14 protein-coding genes are annotated in these 17,404 nt (G+C 50.9%); 6 read left to right on the top strand and 8 right to left on the bottom strand.

What is annotated here, in order from left to right; genetic code table 11:
• Positions 1 to 155 precede the first annotated feature (155 nt).
• The 3 genes from SH449x_RS21960 (at position 156) to SH449x_RS21950 (ending at position 3,163) form a co-directional block, all read left to right on the top strand.
• A complete protein-coding gene (locus SH449x_RS21960; protein ID WP_482378225.1) occupies positions 156 to 746 on the top strand; it encodes an RsmD family RNA methyltransferase in 591 nt (196 codons plus the stop codon).
• Positions 746 to 1,582: a glycoside hydrolase family 16 protein gene (locus SH449x_RS21955; RefSeq protein WP_482378224.1), complete on the top strand. Its 837-nt coding sequence runs from the start codon at positions 746 to 748 to the stop codon at positions 1,580 to 1,582. Before SH449x_RS21960 ends, SH449x_RS21955 begins: the two co-directional genes overlap by 1 nt.
• Positions 1,583 to 1,738: 156 nt before the next feature.
• Positions 1,739 to 3,163 (top strand): S8/S53 family peptidase, encoded by a 1,425-nt coding sequence (locus tag SH449x_RS21950; RefSeq protein WP_482378223.1) that lies wholly within the window; start codon positions 1,739 to 1,741, stop codon positions 3,161 to 3,163.
• 21 nt (positions 3,164 to 3,184) lie between these two features.
• Here SH449x_RS21950 and SH449x_RS21945 read toward each other — a convergent pair whose 3' ends face one another.
• The 4 genes from SH449x_RS21945 to SH449x_RS21930 form a co-directional block, all read right to left on the bottom strand.
• Entirely contained in the window at positions 3,185 to 3,892 is a 708-nt protein-coding gene (locus SH449x_RS21945; RefSeq protein WP_482378222.1) for a LamG domain-containing protein, read from the bottom strand.
• Positions 3,893 to 4,011: 119 nt separating this feature from the next.
• Complete coding sequence (locus tag SH449x_RS21940) at positions 4,012 to 5,817, bottom strand: ATP-binding cassette domain-containing protein (RefSeq protein ID WP_482378221.1); 1,806 nt, start codon at positions 5,815 to 5,817, stop codon at positions 4,012 to 4,014.
• A 58-nt stretch (positions 5,818 to 5,875) separates the two neighbouring features.
• Complete coding sequence (locus SH449x_RS21935) at positions 5,876 to 6,847, bottom strand: aldo/keto reductase (protein ID WP_482378220.1); 972 nt, start codon at positions 6,845 to 6,847, stop codon at positions 5,876 to 5,878.
• A 48-nt stretch (positions 6,848 to 6,895) separates the two neighbouring features.
• Positions 6,896 to 8,368: an oxidoreductase gene (locus tag SH449x_RS21930; protein WP_482378219.1), complete on the bottom strand. Its 1,473-nt coding sequence runs from the start codon at positions 8,366 to 8,368 to the stop codon at positions 6,896 to 6,898.
• A 235-nt stretch (positions 8,369 to 8,603) separates the two neighbouring features.
• Here SH449x_RS21930 and SH449x_RS21925 point away from each other — a divergent pair, with 235 nt between their 5' ends.
• From SH449x_RS21925 to SH449x_RS21915, 3 genes are all read left to right on the top strand, one after another.
• Positions 8,604 to 9,053: a flagellar export chaperone FliS gene (locus SH449x_RS21925; protein WP_482378218.1), complete on the top strand. Its 450-nt coding sequence runs from the start codon at positions 8,604 to 8,606 to the stop codon at positions 9,051 to 9,053.
• A 175-nt stretch (positions 9,054 to 9,228) separates the two neighbouring features.
• Positions 9,229 to 10,134: a DUF58 domain-containing protein gene (locus SH449x_RS21920; RefSeq protein WP_482378217.1), complete on the top strand. Its 906-nt coding sequence runs from the start codon at positions 9,229 to 9,231 to the stop codon at positions 10,132 to 10,134.
• A gap of 31 nt (positions 10,135 to 10,165) precedes the next feature.
• Positions 10,166 to 12,319 carry a BatA domain-containing protein gene (locus SH449x_RS21915; RefSeq protein WP_482378216.1) on the top strand — a complete coding sequence of 718 codons (2,154 nt, stop codon included), beginning with the start codon at positions 10,166 to 10,168 and terminating at the stop codon, positions 12,317 to 12,319.
• Here the strand turns inward: SH449x_RS21915 and SH449x_RS21910 are convergent, their stop codons facing one another.
• The 4 genes from SH449x_RS21910 to SH449x_RS21895 all read right to left on the bottom strand — a co-directional run bounded on the left by SH449x_RS21910 (position 12,320) and on the right by SH449x_RS21895 (position 17,350).
• Entirely contained in the window at positions 12,320 to 12,631 is a 312-nt protein-coding gene (locus SH449x_RS21910; protein ID WP_482378215.1) for a hypothetical protein, read from the bottom strand.
• Positions 12,628 to 13,662 carry a CheR family methyltransferase gene (locus SH449x_RS21905; RefSeq protein ID WP_482378214.1) on the bottom strand — a complete coding sequence of 345 codons (1,035 nt, stop codon included), beginning with the start codon at positions 13,660 to 13,662 and terminating at the stop codon, positions 12,628 to 12,630. The genes SH449x_RS21910 and SH449x_RS21905 overlap by 4 nt, the downstream gene beginning before the upstream one ends.
• Position 13,663: 1 nt before the next feature.
• Positions 13,664 to 14,866 carry a chemotaxis-specific protein-glutamate methyltransferase CheB gene (gene cheB, locus SH449x_RS21900; RefSeq protein WP_482378213.1) on the bottom strand — a complete coding sequence of 401 codons (1,203 nt, stop codon included), beginning with the start codon at positions 14,864 to 14,866 and terminating at the stop codon, positions 13,664 to 13,666.
• A 228-nt stretch (positions 14,867 to 15,094) separates the two neighbouring features.
• Positions 15,095 to 17,350 (bottom strand): protein kinase domain-containing protein, encoded by a 2,256-nt coding sequence (locus tag SH449x_RS21895; protein WP_482378212.1) that lies wholly within the window; start codon positions 17,348 to 17,350, stop codon positions 15,095 to 15,097.
• Positions 17,351 to 17,404: the final 54 nt, after the last annotated feature.

The following is a 17,404-nucleotide window of genomic DNA, read 5'->3' as shown; positions in this document are numbered from 1 at the left end:
AACGGAGTGCAAACCTATTCAAAGCCCGGGTTTGAGCTAGGATCATAGTGACTAATTCACTTTCCCACCCGATTTCCCGACCATTTCTGGCGAAAAAGCAGGTCGAGGGAGTGCGGGGGCATCCCATAATACCCTTAAGGATACTGAATTCACCCGTGGAAAAAACCAGCCTACGCATCATCGGCGGCGACATGCGTTCTCGCAAGCTACAATTCACCGTCGACCCGAGAACACGTCCGATGAAGGACCGTACACGGGAAGCCGTTATGAATCTGCTCGGCAGTACGTTTGGTGATTCGATCGCGTTCGATCTTTTCGCAGGAACGGGCGTTTTGGCTTTTGAAGCCATTTCTCGCGGTGCCACGAGAGCAGTCCTGTTCGACGTGCTTGCCCACGGAGTCCTAGACATTAGAAAAAATTGCGAATCTTTGGGTATCAAAGACAAGGTCGTGGTGCTTCAGAAAGATGTGATTCGCTGGAGCGAGACGCTCGAACAGAACCTTTCGTTCCTGCGTTTGGATTCCGTTCCTTGGATCGTTTTTTGTTGCCCGCCCTACGCGTTGTGGGAAACGCAAGGTGAAGCCCTAAAAAGTATGTTGTCGACCTGGATAGAAAAATCCCCAGCGGGCTCGTTGTACGCGGTGGAGCTCGAAGACAAAACACCGCTATCCCTGCTTCCAACGACCCTGGAATGGGATATTCGTAACTACAAACCTGCGAAAATGGCCATCGCGGAGAAAACTTAATGACTGCACAATACGCAAAGTTACAAGCTACAAAGGTGCTTGCTCTACTAGTCTTCTGGGCGATGCTTGTTCCGATGGCAAGAGCTCAAGATTCTGCTTGGAAGATGGTCTGGAATGACGAATTTGACGGAGAAAAGCTTGACTTTTCGAAGTGGGAGATTGAGGTCAATGCTTTCGGCGGCGGGAACCAAGAGGAGCAGATCTACACCGATCGGACCAAGAACGTGAGAGTGGCGGATGGTCGATTGATCATCGAGGCTCACAAGGATAACGCCAGCATCGCAGGGACATCTCGCCTTTATTCCTCCGGAAGAATCCGATCAAAAAATCGAGGTGACTGGCTCTATGGCCGCTTCGAGTTCAGGGCGAAAATGCCCGCTGGTCAAGGACTTTGGCCTGCGATCTGGATGTTGCCCACCGAAGAAAAGTACGGAACGTGGGCTGCGAGTGGCGAGATCGACATCCTGGAATTTAAAGGGCAGGAACCCCGAGTCGCTTGGGGAACTCTGCACTATGGTGGCTTGTGGCCCAACAACAAATTTTCCGGAACTCAGTATCAGCTGCCTGTCGGTAGCTTTACCGAAGATTTTCACGAGTTCGCTTTAGAATGGGAAGAAGGGGAAATACGTTGGTATGTAGATGGTCATCTCTATCAAACGCAACACAAATGGTCGTCTGAGAACGGCCCTTTCCCCGCCCCGTTCGATCAACCCTTTCATTTGGTGATCAACCTCGCTGTAGGTGGCGGGTTTGTCGGAGCACCGAATGCAGATACAACGTTCCCGAGCCGTCTGGAACTTGACTGGGTCCGGGTGTATCAAAAGGTGTCTGATTAAAAAGTAAGCGGCAATCGCAGTAACACCAACGGTCTTGTCGCAGATTGTGGCACGGAGTGAAAGTGCTGAAGGTTGAGCTGCCAATAAGTTTTGCCTTGTTTTTTTCCTCAACAGTCTATGATATGGAGATGCTCTGCTTTTTTTGGGGATAGTTTGATGCACACGATAAAGCTTCGTTTCTTTCAGGCTATCTTTAGCTGGATAGCCATCTCATTGTTTTCTGCGGCTAGCATCGGTCGAGACTTTGAGGACGCTATTGGATACACGCGGCTAGTTTCTGAACTAGCGGATGAGGGCAAAACAGCACCGAACGGGACTGGTATAAGCGTAGGTCTGGTTGAGGCCAATACCAGCGGTTCGCAGACGCTACACCACTACTTGGTCAATTCATCAGGTGCTGAGTTCACGGGCAAAACAATTACTGACCTGAGTCAAATCACCCCTAACGGCATCTCTTCGCACGCGACCGAGGTAGCTCGCTATTTCTTTGGAAATCAGCGAAGCATAACGCCCGGTGTAGACAACATCGGGTTGTATTATGCGAACGACTTTATCGGTAACAAGCAAGCGGTCGGCTCTCAGTTGAATCCAACCGTTGTTCCCTTTCGCGTTCTCAATCATTCTTTCATAGCGAACTTCGCCGCCGCCGATCTTCCTCTGGCGATCCAGGCCAACGCTCGGATGGACTACACCATCCAACGGGATCAGTTTACGAACGTGGTCGCCCTCAATAACGGCACTGGCTTACTTCCCCAAATTTACGCTCAGTCCTACAACTCAATTGTCGTCGGTCGCTCCGACGGGAATCACAGTCGAGGCGTGACCACAATCAACGGTGCACACCGAACCAAACCTGATATCGTTGCTCCCCTTAATGCTACGAGCTACGCAACACCCGTTGTAGCTTCTACCGCGACATTGCTTCACTCTGCTGCACAATCATTTGGGTTCCATGACGCACAAGCCCCAGAGGCTATGAAAGCCATCATCATGGCTGGCGCTGACAAAGATCCCTTTCCCTCATGGTCTAACACGAGCACCCGCCCGCTAGACAGCGTCTTCGGTGCAGGACAAGTCAACGTTTATAACAGCTATCGCATCTTGGAGGGTGGACAATTCGAGGGCAGTTCTACCTTCACTGTCGGTGACAGCGGTCTGAAAGGGTGGGACTATCGAGAGATCAGCTCATCGCAAGATCTCTATTGGAACTTTAGTACTATCGGCGGGATTGAAAGCGCGTCGATCCTGGTCACCTGGAACGCAGATTACTCCGATGCCAATGGTGATTTCTCGGTCGGTTCGTTTCGACTGGCTGATATGCGTCTATCGCTTCATACCTATGATGGATTGTCTTTAGGACAGGAGCTCTTCTTTAGTGACTCGCCTGTTGACAACGTTGAGCATCTCTATCTTCGAAATCTTGAAGCCGGTCGCTACACACTACGGCTTAGCTCGAACCTCGATTCGCGATTTGGAATTGCTTGGAATATCACGGCTGTTCCTGAGCCGGGGACGGTCCTACTTATCACCTCGATCGCCGGATTTGCGATTATCCGATTACGAATAAAACACCGCAGATAAATTCCGTAGCAAAGCAAGTAATCAGTCCTTGCTGGTCAAATCCGCGGAGTAAATTCGCACATCATCAAACTCGTTTCGGTCATCAAACGAACCTAGTCCGATGCCACCCTTTTGAAAGGTTGTGTCTTTGCATTGCATGAGTGGTTCGTCCATGTCGTCAAAGAAAACTTCGATAAGACCACTCTTGGCATCACGAACGATCATTACTTCGTGCCATTTGTCATCCCACGGAACCGGCTTTTCGTTAGTGGTTAACGGACTGCGAGGAGCGTTGTTGACGATCATGATCTGACCGCTCGCGGGGTCTGGCTTGGCACCCAAGTGAACATAGTAGAATTGGTCTGCATTCTGTTTCGCGAAAAACACACAACAATCGCGATGATTCCCAGTGTCGAGTGTGCTTCGAACCCTAAACTTGATCGCGAAACTCGCTAGCTCGAGATCCTTGATCCATGCGATATTGTGTGGTGAACGGTGCTTTGGCGTGTAGTCGCTGACTCGTTTATTGATCGAAAACGTATGGTTACCATCCGCCTCGACCAAATCCCAAGAAGCATCATCCGTTGTTACCCACTTACCCCTCCCGCTCTCAAAATCATCGGCAAAGACCAGCGGCATGCCCCGCATTTCGTCTTGGGCCTGACTCGTGGAAACGAACGGACCAACATCCTTCACAAAAGGCGTTAGCAGCACCAAAGTAACGAAAACGACACGAGTACGATTCAACATTCGACTAACTCCCAGACAAACTCAAAAGGGGAAAGGACTCCTCTGGCGTATTCAACTCGGACCTGTATTTTACTCGAAATGGAACGTAGCAAGAAAGAACTCCGTCCCATCCGAATAAACTATTGATCGCGTTCTGATAGTTCTTCCCAGCGGGAGTAGGCTTTCGGAAGCTTGGCCTCTAATTCCGCTAATCGCTTCTGATCCCTCGTCTGCTTGTCCGCCGGCCCACGAAAATACTCTGGATTCGACATTTCCTCGTGAATCGTTCCTACCTCGGCTTCCATCTCCTCAATCATCCGCGGCAGTTTCTCCAGCTCCTGTTTCTCTTTGTAAGACAGCTTCTTGCCGGATTCCTTAACTTCTTCTTTGGGCGGTGCAGTAGCTTGTTTCGTTTCCTGTTTCTTCTGACTTGCGCGCGCTTCAGGCTTCTTGCGTTGCCTCAACCAATCGTCATAGCCGCCGACATACTCTTTGATGGCCCCATCCTCAAAGACTAGCATGCTTGTGACACAATTATTTAGAAACTCTCTATCGTGGCTGACGACAATAAGGGTTCCCTCATAATCGACAACTCGCTCTTCGAGCAGCTCCAACGTCTCGGAATCCAAATCGTTGGTTGGTTCGTCCATGATGAGCAAGTTGGCTGGCCGCGCTAACAACTTTGCCAACAGCAACCTATTGCGTTGCCCACCGGAGAAAAATCGAATCGGTGAACGAGCTTGTTCGGGAGTAAAAAGAAAATCCTGCAAATAACCAATGATGTGTTTCGATTTGCCGTTGACCGTAATAGTCGTTTTTCCTTGCCCTACATTCTCTTCGGCTGTTTGATTGGGGTCTAAGATATCGCGGGTTTGATCAAAATACGCAATTTCCAATTTAGTGCCCAATCGAACTGATCCACTCAGGGGTTCTAACTGACCAAGTATCCCCTTTAAAAGTGTCGATTTTCCGATTCCATTGCGTCCAAGGACCCCAACCTTGTCCCCTCGCATTATGGTGAGGTCGAATGGTTTTACAATCGTTTTGCCTTCGTAACCAAACGATGCACCTTCGAGATGACAGACGAGATTACCGCTGCGATCCCCCGTATCGATCTGCATACGAACCTCGCCAACTGCTTTCGGACGTTGTGAACGATTGCGACGCATCTCCTCAAGTCGTCTCACTCGGCCTTCGTTTCGCGTCCTACGTGCCTTGATCCCGGTGCGAATCCAAACTTCTTCCTCAGCCAGTTTTTTATCGAACAAGGCTTGCTGCTTTTCTTCTGCTAAGAGAGCCTGCTCTTTACGCTTTAGAAACGTTTGGTAATCGCATGCCCAGTCGAACAGACGACCTCGATCCACCTCGAGAATCCGAGTCGCGAGCCGCGTAAGAAATGCGCGGTCGTGTGTTACGAATATCAACGTGGTTGATAGATTTGCGAGAAATCCTTCTAGCCAAGTAATCGCGTCAATGTCCAAGTGGTTCGTCGGTTCGTCAAGCAGCAGAACATCGGGCTTGCCGGCAATGGCTTTGCCTAGCAATGTGCGTCTTTTGAGCCCGGTCGACAGAGATTCGAATTGACGATCTCCGTCCAGTTCGAGCTGTGACAGTGTTTGTTCCAAGTACTGATCGCGTTTCCAGTGGTTTTCTGGCTGTTGCAATTCGTCTGGCAAGCCACTCAGAATGATTTCGGAGATGGTGCCTGCGATATCGTCCGGAACATCCTGTGGTAGGATCGCGATGTTGGTATCGGGCGCTAGTTCGATCTGACCGGCTTCAGGTCTTTCTTGACCGGACAGAAGCCTCAAAAAGGTTGTCTTGCCCGCCCCATTGCGACCGAGCAATCCGATCTTTTCGCCGGCATCGATGCGGCAATTGACTTCGGAAAGGAGTTGCGGACCGCTGTAGCTCATGGTGAGCTGTTGGATAGTAATCTGTGGCATCGATGATGTGTTCGATATTGCGTATGGATTCGTGTAATTGCTGTTGTGCCCCGGAGGTTTAACTCTGCGGATTCCAGATGGTCGATGTGGGCCAATCCAAATCGTTGTTCTCAGGTCGACCCTCGACGTAGAACCAATTGTGGATTGGGGCAAGGATCTGTTTGACTTGGTCTGTGATTGTTGTATCTATAGGCTCGTCCATCCATGTTAGCCATTGCTGGATCTCATCCAGGCGAGCACTTCCTACCAAGCAGCTAGCGAAGGATGGATTGGCGAGCGAGAACTGCAAGGCAATCTTTTCTATACAGGTTCCCTGGCTGCGACAAAAATCTACGGCCTCTTTGGCAACTCGTCGCACCTCATCAGTCGCTTTGTGCCAGGGTGGTAGCGGCATATGGGTAAGCAAACGTGCGGAGAACGGAGCGGCGTTGATCAAACCCACGTTGTGCTTCTCGGCTAAGGGCACGAGCTGTAACGCCATATCATTCTGCAAGGTATAGTGGTTATACGTTAAGGCGCAATCGATGGCCCCCGTCGGGATGATCGTCTTGAAGATCTTCATCGGATAACCACTAATTCCGATGTACCGAACCTTGCCCTTCTCCACTTGGCGGCGCAGGGCTGGCAGCGTTTCCTCGACGATTTGGTTCAAATCGCCGTACTCAATGTCATGACAGAATACCATGTCGAGATATTCGACTTGCATACGTTCGAGGGAAAGATCGATGCTCTCGACTACTCTTTTGGCCGAAAAATCGAAATGGTTTGGACCGTAACGCCCTACTTTTGTGCTTAAGATCAAATCCTCCCGTTTGTATTTGGGTAGGATAAATCCCAAGAGGACTTCGCTCATCGCTCGTCCGTAATAGGGGGCCGTATCGATATAGTTCAGACCGGCATCGATGGCTGCGTGCGCGCTGCTGAGTGATTGTTGCAAGTCTCGTTGCCCGAATTCCGCCCCGATGGACGAAGCACCAAATCCGAGGATCGGGAGTTCCAGTTGGGTCTCGCCTAATTTTCGTCGCTTCATGATGAGTACTTTTTGGTGAATATCGCCCGGGGGCTTATGCGGGTTTGTCTATTTCGCTTTGATTTGCTTGAGTAGTTTCGCATCCTCGGATCGTTTATAGTATTCGTCAAGAGGATAACAGCCCGAGGGGAGACCGTTTCGCGGGGCAGTCGTGCAATCAGAAAAGGTCCGACAGACCAGCTTGCGTTCGCTTTTCCCATCATGGATAGCATCCAGAAGCTGCCGTGGATACGAGAGCACCATGCGTCCCATGCCTACAAAATCGACCCTGCCATGGCGTATTTGATGCTGTGCGACGTTTGGCAGGAACTCTTGTAGATAGGAATATCCCGATCCCACGATTAATAGATTCGGGTGAGCAGCCTTGAGCTCGCTCGCTACGTCCAGGTGTCGGGCGACGGAGATGAGAGGGTCTTCATGCGGCTGATAACCATCCGACGGAGGATAAGATGCTGGCCGCAGAATGTGAGGTGTATAATACGGACTGCCAGCTGAAATATTGACCAACGTCACCCCATGCGCCTCGAGCAAACCTAGCAGCTGACTAGGTTCCGACAAATCGCGTTCCAGTGGATTGTCGGGATTGAGTCCGAACCCGAAACGATAGGGAATATGTTCTTCAAAGGGAGTAGGCATTCCCTGGCCGGTTTTACCAGGTTCGGCGGTGGCCGGATTGGGTTGATGGGGAACGAAGTCGTAAGCGCTGAGTCGGACTCCGATCGCGATTCCAGGGGCAGCGCGTTGGATCTCTTTGATAATTTCAAGGAGTAGTCTGGTTCGGTTCTCAAAGCTACCACCAAAGGGCCCCGGCCTCGTATGCGCACCTAGAAATTCATGCAAAAGATAGCCGTGGCAACATTTGACGTCTACAAAATCTGCACCCGCTTGCTTGGCGAGTAGAGCAGCGCGTCCATAATCAAGGATCAACTCATGAAGATCGCTGTCCGTCCAAACTTTCTCATCAGAGTCCACATCAAACTTGGGATCGAGTAAAGGGTGGCGGTATGCAACTCGCGGTTCCCAACGTTTCTTATCGTTGGGACGGCAGAATCTACCTGAATGAGTCAGTTGAAAGCCGATAACCAAACCGTCTGTAGTCCCGGAGGTCTCAGCATGCGCTGCCACGAGTTCTAGTCTTAGTCGAGCGATATCACCGACGTTCTGTTCGTTAAGGATAAGCTGGTTGGGGTTGGCCCGTCCATCCGGTCGGACCGCCATAGCTTCTCCTCCCCAAATCAGCTTGGCTCCGCTTTCACCAAACCTTCGCCAACGCCGGATCATGGGAGCGGTAACTCCGCCCGTCGACGTTCCGTCCCAACCCTCCATCGGCTGGATGGCAAAACGATTTCCGATGGTTCGTTCTTGACCATTCCATCGCCAAGCCACGGATCCCAACAGAGGATTTTCCTGCCCCGACATCATCACATCGTCGATACCGATCTCAATTCCAATCGCGCGATTGTGGGCTCGGAAACCTTCGACCCCGTCAAGCGAGGTGATCTTGGTAAGCTGATAGGACATAAAGAAAAGTTTTAAAGAGTGAAAGGTACCCATGAAACTAGTCGTAATAGACCAGCAATGGCAGGATTCTAAAAGGGAGATTTTCCGTTCGGCGCGGATGTAACGATTGTTCGACCTGAAAGTGAGACAAGTAGCGAAAATCCCCTACATCCATGAATGCGATTATTCTCTGTTTGCCGATTCCACAGGCTGCGAGTAAGGCATTTCCAACGCTCCCGCTTGTTTGAGAGTACACATGGACCAAAGAGAAGCTTTCCTACTTCAAGAAATCGAATCAGCTTCGCCGGCGAAGCTTCGTTTTCTACTACTCCAGAAAGCCCATGGACTGTGCTTGGTCGTCGGTGACTTGTGGAAGGAGAATCGGCACACGGAAGCCGAACAATGGGTGATCCGGATACAGGACATCGTGACCGAACTATTGGCAGGGGTGGTCGATCCGAATCATGAACTAGCCCAAATCACCTCCGATCTCTACGTTTTTCTCTCGAAGCTCGTCGTGGCAGTCATGATCGAACGCGATATCGAGGCATTGCAGAACGTCACCGAAATCCTGGAAATCGAGATGGAATCCTGGGCGATGTTCGTACGCCAGGAGAGTCTGGAGCGGGGAGCACCTCCCGCCCCAAAGTTTATGTCTAGCTTCGAAGAGTCTCCAGCGGAAATTTCGCTGAATTTCGAAGCTTAGTACACCGGCGGACAAAGCGAGACTCGCGATTTTCCTTAAACATTTCCTTGGCGGCATACGCTATAATGCGGGGACAAAATAGTTTGTTCTGATCGTTTCGCCCAGGAAATGCGAGCCAGTCATTAGCACTTCAGTATCCAAGACCAGTTCCGCCGGTTCGGATCGGTGGATTGATATGGCTGCCATCATGCGAATGGATGATTTGCAGTGGCGAGCCAAGTCGATTGTCACCGGTTTTCACAATGGATTGCACCGAAGTCCCAAGCATGGGTTCTCGGTGGAGTTCAGCGAATATCGTCCGTTCTCAACAGGCGATGATCCTCGTACCATCGATTGGAAGCTCTATGCGCGATGCGATCGCTACTATGTGAAAAAGTTTGAGGACGAGACCAACCGTCGATGTTATTTGGTGGTCGATCAAAGCCGGTCGATGCAGTACGGCAAGTTGAGCTATACGAAATCGGAGTACGCTAGAACGGTTGCGGCAACATTGGCGTTCTATTTGACGTTGCAGAGAGACGCGGTCGGTCTGGTGACTTTCGACAAAGAGATCGCGGATGTGCTCCCCTCCCGATTTCGCCCGGGGCAGTTGAAACGCATTCTTTCGATGTTGTCGCGCGAGGGAAGTGGCGAAACGACCAACATTCTCGACCCGATTCAGCATTTGGCTGAGATTGTCCGGCAGCGAAGCTTGATCGTGGTGATCTCGGATTTCCTGGTGCCAGTCCAATCTGTGTTCCCCGCCTTTTCGCGTTTAGCTGCCAGGGGGCACGAGATCGTGTTAATACAAACCTTGGACCCGAGCGAGACCGAGTGGACGGTAGATAAACCTGCTATGGTTCGAGACATGGAAACGGGAGCTGAAATTTTTGTAGACCCGAGAACGGCGAAAGCAACCTACAAGAAGCGGTTTGATTCGCACCAGCAATCGTGGAGCAAATTAGCTGGTGAGCATGGCATAAGCTGGGTACCCTTGCGAACGGACGAATCCGTTGAGATTGCGCTTTACGAGTTGTTAAAGCGGCAGCAGCGAACTGGGGGTGTAATCCAGAGACGTCCCGTATCCGCACAAAATCGTTGAGCAAGACGTTGAGTACGAACAGGAGTAGTCGATGAGTTTTTTAGCTCCTTTTTATGCATTGGCTGCGTTAGCGATTGCAGCCCCGATCATCGCCCATTTGGTGAGAAAGAGACCCAAGGACAAAATCGAGTTCAGCAGCTCCCTGTTTTTGGAGAAGGATATCCCTCGATTAACAAAGAGTAGTCAGATCGACCAGTGGTGGCTGCTGTTGCTGCGTGGGTTTTTGATCCTTTTGGTCGCTGCGGCTTTTGCTAGACCTTATTGGAACACCCCTACCGCATCGGATGCTGTGAGGAGTGGAACTCGTCGCATTTTGATGGTAGACATCAGTGCCAGCATGATGCGAGATGGGGTCATGGATCAAGCGAGACGACGATCTCTCGAATGGATTCAGTCGGCTCAACCCGAAGACTTGGTTGCCGTTTATGGTTTTCATCGCGAGTTGGTTCCCGCATTTGGCATCGAGTCCAGCATGGAGGTAAGTCCCGGACAGCGTCAGGCTTTGGCCAAGGATGCGGTCAATGGTCTAGAAGCGACATGGTTCGGAACAAACTTTGGCAGAAGCGTTCGTTCTGCCGTGGAACTGTTGGGGCTCGAGAGCGAACGAGGAGAGGGCAGCGATACGGAAATGCCTGATACACTCGAGTTGGTCATCGTGTCAGACTTTCAACAAGGAGGTCAGTACGACGAGCTCGCTTCGATTGAGTGGCCCAAGGGATTGGTTGTGCGTCAAATTGTGGTTGGAGTTCAGGAGGGGGCGAGTGATAACGCGTTCGTTCGAGTCTTGCAAAATTTAACCGAGGAAGCGGACGAAAATGATACCTCTCAATCGGGAGGTAATGAGTCGCCCCGTTCTCGTCTCACGGGAATGACGAAGGCCAGAGTGACCAATCTTGCTCAGAGTCGTGTTGAAGCTTTGAAGTTGGGCTGGGTTGATCAAGAAGGCAAGATCATCGGCTCGACCATCCAAGAAGTCTTGGTTTCGCCGGGGCAATCTCGCAATGTTACCATCGAATCGATGCCAGCCAACGCCGGTTCGCTTCGTCTGATCGGGGATCGGGTCGAATTCGACAATGAGTTTTATTGTTCTCCGATGACCAAGGTGACTCACAAGATCGTCTGCCTGACGAATCGAAACGACTTCGACGAGAAATCTGCAGAGTTTTTCCTGCAACAACTCCCGCTCGGCGGTGAGTTTTTCGATGTTGATTTTCAAGTGCGAGAGTTAGGTTCGGAATGGGGGCTAGACCCTCAATCGGAGAAATGTGTATTTTTAATTGGGCTACCACCAGAGTCTTCTTGGGCTCGCATCAAAGACTTTATCCAAACCGGTGGGGCGTTGTTTTGGTTGCTCGACAGTTCTGTCTCGGATACTGCGAGAGAGTGGGAGGCTGCCCTTAGCTGGCTCAGCGAAGGAGACATCGCTGGCGTATCGGAAGGCAAGGTTGGTGATTTTCGTTTGCTACAGGATATAGATTTCGGCCACTACCTCTTCAGCGAATTTGCCGACGCCAAGTTTAGTGACTTCACCAAGGTGCGGTTCTGGAAGCAACGCGATATTGAGTTGCGTGCCGAGAACTCGTTCCAAATCCTGGCGCGCTTCGATCACGGTAAGCCGGCGCTGCTTCGACGATCTTTAGGAAAAGGGAATGTCGTCATCATGGCATCCGGTTGGCAGCCTAGTGAAAGTCAGTTTGCATTGTCGAGCAAGTTTCTACCTTTGATATTGCGTTACATTCAAGGTTCATTGCCTGAGCAGATTCAAGGTGAGAGTCTGCTGGTAGGCGATGAACTCCGCCTCGAGGGGCCATGCACATTGCGAACGCCGGACGGGGGCTTAAAGCAGATCACGGCCGGTCAAAAAGAGAACTGGTTGATTCAAGCTCCCGGTAACTATTTGCTCAGCGAGGAAAACGGCGTCACAAGGACGATTTCAGCAAACTTGTCACCGTTGGAAAGTCAACTGACTCCGATCGAACCTAACCGATTGCTGCAATGGGGCGTACCGCTGGACGAACGAAGAGTCGTTAATCCCAGTGCGTCTATGTTGCGACAAATGCGAGCCGTAGAACTGGAGTCACAGCAAGGGTCATGGAGATGGTTGTTGGGTCTGGTAATCGTGGCCGCAGCCTTCGAATCAACCTTGGCGTGGCTTCGAAGTTATCGGCGAATTGCAGCGACTTAGCTATTTTCTGTTCCAGTTAATGTAGCTACGAGAATAGCCTAGCTGTCGAGACCACTGTCCGGATTGCGATGCTCCGAACCAACCGTAAGAGTACGGAGCGGGATTTTTTTGCTGTAGAACGGCAGTGATTTCCGTGTTATTCGAGTGATGCCGAATCGGACTGGCGTTCAGCACGCGGTAAGTCGCTGGCGGTGTAGGCGATGAAGGGATGGTGATGGTTTGCGAGAACAGCGGGCTGTTGCCGATATTACTGAAGAGTATCGTCGCCACGAAAAGTAGAACCGATTTTTGGAACCAATGTAACTGTTTCATGGTCTTCGCCCCGGAAGTGGTTTGCTGTTCATTAAAGGTGCGGATGTTGGGCGATTCGAATTTGAGGCAGGTAAACGGTTCGGTGTTGCAGGCACAGTGGGTCGATTTGGAACGGGCCGAGGAGTCGAGGTTGGCAACATGCCTGCGTTGACGTTGACCGAAGTCGCGTCTTGAACCTGTCCGACAGAGATCGCGTAACAAGTGCGATTAGGCTGGTAAAAGGTACCTTTACAATGCGATTGCGCTTTAAACTCTGGACCGCAATCGAACAGGGTTTCCGAACCGCCGACAAAGAGGTATCCATATGGCGGAAGCAGGGGGAGCATCCTGCGAAAAAGGTCGATTTTGACTTTCTTCTCGAAATAGATAGCCACATTGCGGCAGAAGATAATGTCGAATTGGTCCCTAAATGGAAACGGACTCAAGAGGTTAATCTGCTGATACTTGATCAACCTCAGAATGGAATCGCTCACTTGATAGCCATCAGCAACCGGCCGCATAAACTTCCTGACAAACTCGGGCGGCATCCCGCGATCCACATCGAGTTTGGTGTAAACCCCTTTTTTGGCCTTTGCTAATGCATCTTCGGAGATATCGGTACCGATGATCTCGATGTTCCATTTGGTAATTTCGGGAATCATCTCAGAAAGAATCATCGCGATAGAGCAGGCTTCTTGTCCGGTACTCGCAGCAGCGGACCAGATTTTGATCCGGTTCACTTTAGATTTTAGCTTTTGATCGATAAGCTCAGGTAGCGCCTTAAATTTTAATGCGTCGTATATGTTCTTGTCGCGGAAAAAGTAGGTCTCTCGGGTTGTCATTGCTTCGACGAGAGCACGTCGGATTGGATCACCTCCCGTTGACTTCGCTTTTTCCACCAACTCTGTAGCCGAACGTACACCGAATTGCTTTACCAACGGTGATAGGCGTGCATCGATCAGGTAGCTTTTGTTTTGATCGAGCGATATGCCGCACAGATCTTCGATGAAGTCGAAGATGAAAAGCACATTCTCATGACTGTTAGCTGACATTTTAGCCTTTTAGGAGTTGGCACAGACGGTTGGCGATGTCTGGTAAAGGGATGATTTCATCGGCAAGATTCTTTTCTACGATTTGCCGAGGCATACCATAGACCACACAGGTTTCGGCGGACTGAGCGATAATATGCGCTCCCACCGCACTTAGTTTGGTGCAGCCCGCGAGCCCATCATTTCCCATTCCAGTCAGGATCATAGCCAGAACAGAGCCGTTGCTCTCCTGTGCGATGGATTCGAACAAGTAGTCGACGCTTGGTTTACAGGAATTTACGGCCGGGTCGTCTGTGATAGTTATCTCGAATCTACCGTTTGTTTTAGTGACCTTCATTTGGCGTCCGCCCGGTGCCACATAGACGGTTCCCGGTTCTGCAATACAACCGTTAGCCGCTTCGATCACTGGAAAAGATGTACTCTGGGATAAGTGGAGCGCCATGCTTTTCGTAAAGACGGGTGGCATGTGCTGAACCACAAAAATCGGGACAGGCAACCCTCGGGGAAGCTTTGGCAAAATGCATGCGAGAGCGGCTGGCCCTCCGGTGGAAACTCCAATACAAAGGCATTCGAATTGCCCACCTCTCGTGGAATTACCAGTTGTCCTGCGATTATGAGTTGATCCGGAACTAGCCCCTCGAGTTGTACTGATTGAGGACGGTGCAAAATGACAAGTTGATCCGATTGCAGGAGAACCAGCGTAACGAGTGGTATCCGTTTTTCTCGACGAAGGGGTACTTGACGTTCGTTTCAGTAACCCTTGGACTGTTTCCACGTGCTGCAAAAGCTGTTTTTCGAGTGATTTGCGATTCTCTTCGATACTCGATCCGCTCGGCTTAAGAATCATATCCAATGCGCCATTTTGCAATGCACGGACGGTCTGTTCAGCACTCTCGGTGGTGGGAGAACTTACCATTACCACATGGACACCGAGTTTTCGTTTACGGATTTCCTCCAATGCGGCTAATCCATCCATGCGTGGCATGTTGATGTCGAGTGTTACCAAATCAGGATCAACCTTCTCAATCATCTGCAAGCAGTCGCTGCCGTCGTAAGCAGTCCCGACCACCTCGACACCAGGGATTCGCGAAAATAAATCGCTTAGCATTCTGCGGTACAACGCCGTATCATCTGTGACCAGAACTCTCACGGTTCGGCTCGAAGCAGATCGCATCCCTGTGTTCGAATTGCCAACAAGAGCTTGCATAGTGATTTTACAGAAGATTCTGGAGGACTTGTAATTTGGAAGGGTTTACCGAAAGAGTGAACGCCGTTTTCGTCCAACTGGAAATTAAGCGGTCCGCAGAGAGTCTTGCACGTAAAAAGAGTGCGGGGAAACGAACCGGTAGCAAGGAGGAAAGAAAAGCTCCCCTAGGGTCGGTATAACCGTTAGACTTGCCCCCAGCGTCAGAATTGCTGTTCGAGAGGTGGTGATTTATCGATTCGCATCAATCGTGATATCGTCGACGGCGTTGGTTCGATCGCTGCTTAAACCCTGTGAGCGAATGGCCGCTCGAAAGTTCTCAGGTAGTCGCATCCCCCAGACGACGATTCCCCATAGTGAAAAGATGAGGACGACAAGGATGAGGGTAGCGATAATCCCCTCGCGGATCATCTGATTCGCCATTCGAGCAACCGGTGCCGTGACCGAATCGCTGCGAGCTTGTACGAGTACCCAGAGACTAGAGTTGTCCAGCAGTTGATCACGGGGCAACTGTTTGTTCGGAATCTCGACGCGAGCCATAGCAGCAATCCAATTTCCTGAAAATTCCGAGCAATCGGGATGTTGAGCGAGCGGATCCTGATAGAGTGCCGTTCCACCTTGCTTGAGCACTTGAAGGGTATCTTTGTCAATGCGATAGGCTTTATCCGGCTCAACCATATTGTTCCACGACATCTTTGCGAAGCCAACATGCTGCAAAATCGTTCCTTCCGAATCTTGATTTTTGGAGCTGGAATGTCCATCCACCAAGACAGCAAGTCGGTTTTGTTCCTCGGCAGAACTGTCCCTGCCCTTCGGCATATCGCGGGGGAGTAGGTCCAAATCTCCTAATTGAATGGTGAGTACGAGTACACCAATAATCTGCGCAGCTTGCGTGACACTCTCAAGGCCGTCGTTTGGGATCTCGGACTCTGACCATACAGGAGTCGATACGGCGACCTTCCAGCGGTTTGTTGTGGTTGAAAGAAATGGCGTACTCAAGTGAGTATGGATGATAGGGGTATGGCTTTCAAGCAGTTCATTCGCCGGACCGCTATCCGCCTGACCATTAAAGTAGTCTCGATACGAAAAATTTGATCCCACCCTAGTCGTGGCGAACTCGTCAGAACTAGCCCAAGCAATCATGGTACCTAGATGGTCTGTTAAAAATAAACTATCGAACCTAGGCGTTTGAGATCGCGCCGCAGAATTCTTAGATAGTTCTCGGAATCGATTTTCAAGAAAGGCCTCTAAAACGTTCTGCTGTTCGAGTTCCCCCAATCGCGAGCGTTCTCTCTCGCTCGCATTTTCGGAAAGGCTCTTCAGGTAATCCCCCCCCGCTTCATTGAGAAAATCCTGAACCTGTTTGTGTAAATCCGGTCGAATTGCTTCTTCCTCAACGGATTCAAAGAGGGATTCGATTTCCTTTTCCATCGTTCGGGCCCCTAGTCGAGCAGCGAACAAATTATTCTGCATCACCATCTCCTTCAGCTCAGCCGAGGATTCCCGCTCGGCAACACCGACGCCCCTCCAGAAGAAAATCGCCATGACCATCAAGAGCAAAATGGGACCAACAATTCCTAGCAGCTTTAAAGGGAGGTTGAGTTTCGCAAGGTTTCTTCTCTCAACAGCCTCAATAACCTGCTGAACGTTTTGGAATCGATCCTCAGGTTTTTTGGCTAGGCAACGATCGATTAGTCCGGAGAGCCAACGATCCATTCCGGGGACACGGTAGTGAGCTCTTGGGAAGTGCGACTTGAAGATGGTGTCACGATATCGCTTGAGTCGTTCTTCCAGACTGGTCGCAGTGTCCAGAGTAGTAACGGTATCAGGATTTCGGTAGGGCGGCGTACCGACCAACATGCAATACAGGATCGCCCCGAGTGCGTAAACGTCCCAGCGTGCGTCGGGAGATGCATTCAAGTCCGCTTGTTCGGGGGCCATGTAGAAGAGGGTCCCTAACGATGGCGTTTGCTCGTCGGTGAGTCGGCTTTGTCCAAAATCGGCTAGTCTAGGGTGCAGGTCCGGATCGAGCAAAACGTTGGCCGGCTTCAAGTCGCAGTGAAGCACCCCTTTTCCATGGGAATGATTTAGTCCGCGGGCAATGTCCACAAAGAGCGCCACCGCTTCGGCGAGGGGAATCTGTCCCCGCTTGCGAATCAGATCCTCTAGGGACCCGTTCTCGAGATACTCCATGACGTAATAGGGCGGTTCCGAGTCCCAGCCAACCTCGAGCACTTGTACAATAAGTCGATTGCCAGACATACTGACAAGATTCTTAACTTCACGCGACAGCAGAGACCAATTCACCCCTCCACGGTGAAGGTAGAATTTGACAGCAACGGTGCGTCCCGTGTTGAGGTTTGTTCCAATCCAGACCTGGCCAAAGGCTCCCTGCCCGAGCAGTCTTTCGAGCTTGTATCCTGGGACTTGGGCCGGCGGAATGGTAGCGCGAAGAGACAACTCCTCTGCACGCATCTGCTCACCCATCGTTTGATGCAGGGTATGACTGGGGGTATTTTTATCAGATCCAGGTGACAAGCT

Origin of the sequence: Brakhagea baltica, from assembly GCF_052161605.1 — a bacterium.
Taxonomy (GTDB): domain Bacteria; phylum Planctomycetota; class Planctomycetia; order Pirellulales; family Pirellulaceae; genus JBKCUI01.
Note: the sequence above shows the minus strand (reverse complement) of the source record. Positions and strands in the feature narration are given on the sequence as shown.